This is a genomic window from Streptomyces phytophilus, assembly GCF_013870535.1.
Lineage (GTDB): Bacteria > Actinomycetota > Actinomycetes > Streptomycetales > Streptomycetaceae > Streptomyces > Streptomyces phytophilus.
In genome coordinates this window covers 1-1,643 of sequence record NZ_JACBXC010001309.1, presented here as the reverse complement: position 1 = coordinate 1,643, position 1,643 = coordinate 1, and the positions used below count along the sequence as shown (strand labels likewise).

The following is a 1,643-nucleotide window of genomic DNA, read 5'->3' as shown; positions in this document are numbered from 1 at the left end:
CCCGCCTCGGCGAGGGCCCCATGTCGGCGTCCGCGCTGGCGAAGGTCATGCCGGTCAGCCGCCAGGCCATCGGCAAGCACCTCGACGTGCTGCGCGAGGTGGGCCTGGTGGAGTCCGAGCAGCGCGGCCGGGAGGTCGTGTACGTGGCCGTGGGCGCCCGGCTGAACGCGCTCGCGCGGGAGCTGGACCGGATCGGACGGACCTGGGAGACCCGGCTGCTGCGGATCAAGGAGCTGGCCGAGAACCCCGACGCCGGCCCGCCCTCCGGGAGTTGACCGGCGGCCCCGGCCGGTACGGAGCAGGGCCCCTCCCCGGCCGGGGAGGGGCCCTGTGCGCTACCGGCCTCCCCGGCTGCGTACCAGCAGGTACATGAAGTACGGCGTGCCGATGACCGCCGTCATCAGGCCCGCGCCGAGCTGCGCCGGGGCGATCACCGAGCGGCCGACGACGTCCGCCGTGCACACCAGCACCGCGCCCAGCAGGACCGCCACCGGCAGCACCCGCGTGTGCTGCCGGCCGACCAGCGCCCGTGCCGCGTGCGGCGCCACCAGACCGACGAACCCGATCGTGCCCGCCGCCGACACCGCCGTACCGGCCAGCACGACGCTGAGGACCAGCAGCCACAGCCGGCTGCGGCCGAGGTCCAGGCCCAGCAGCCGCGGCGTGTCCTCGTCCAGCGAGACGAGGTCCAGCTCCCGGCGCCGGGCCGCCGCGATGGCCAGCCCCGCGACCAGGACGATCGCCAGCGGCACGACGTCCGGCAGCGTCCGCCCGTACGTGGAGCCGGACAGCCAGGTCAGCGCCATCGTCGCGTTGAACGGGTCGGTCAGCACGATCAGCAGGCTGATCAGCGCCGTCGAGGCGGTGGCGAAGCCCATGCCGACGAGCACCAGCCGGTTCTGCTGGAACCCGCCGCGCGCGGCGAGCCCGAAGACCCCGACCGACGTGAGCGCCGCGCCGCCCAGCGCCGCGGCCGACAGGCCCCACGAGCTGGGCACCTCCACCGTCGTCACCAGCAGCACCGCGCCGAGCGCCGCGCCGTTGGAGACGCCGAGCACGCCCGGCTCGGCCAGCGGGTTGCGGGTCACGGCCTGCACGATCGTGCCGGACAGCGCGAGCGCGGCACCCGCCAGCAGCGCCGCGAGCACCCGCGGGACGCGGGTGTCGAGGACGATGTCGGTGGTCGGACCCGCCCGGCCCTGGACCCAGTTGGCGACGTCGCCGAGGAGCAGCTTGGTGTCGCCGACCAGCAGGGCGGTGAGCGTCACGGCCACCAGCGCGGCCAGCAGCACCGCCGTGGTGACGACGAACGCGCGGTGGCTGCGGATGCGCAGCTTGTCGGTGTCGGCCGCGCCCGCGCTGTCGCGCAGCCGGGTGGCCATCACCACGAGGAACACCGCGCCGACGAGGCTGGTGACCACGCCCGTCGGTATGGAGACCGCCGTGTCCGAGGGCACCAGGGCCCGCAGCAGCACGTCCGCGCCGAGGACCAGCCCCATGCCCAGCAGGGCCGCCAGCGGAATGCCCGCCCGCGACTTGCCGTACGTACGGAACCTGCGGGCGAGCCCCCGCACCAGCGCCGGCGCACACAGGCCGACGAAGCCGATCGGCCCGGCGAGCGTCACCGACGCCGCGGAGAGCAG

The 1,643-nt window shown here is 75.5% G+C and carries 2 protein-coding genes; one reads left to right on the top strand and one right to left on the bottom strand.

The annotated features are described in order from the left end of the window. Positions 1–275, top strand: a 275-nt coding sequence (locus tag H5J30_RS31875) for an ArsR/SmtB family transcription factor (RefSeq protein WP_181791071.1), incomplete at its 5' end; no start/stop codon positions are given. 60 nt (positions 276–335) lie between these two features. On the opposite strand, the gene H5J30_RS31870 is transcribed toward H5J30_RS31875, so the two are convergent. After that, positions 336–1,643, bottom strand: a 1,308-nt coding sequence (locus H5J30_RS31870; protein ID WP_181791069.1) for an iron ABC transporter permease, incomplete at its 5' end; no start/stop codon positions are given.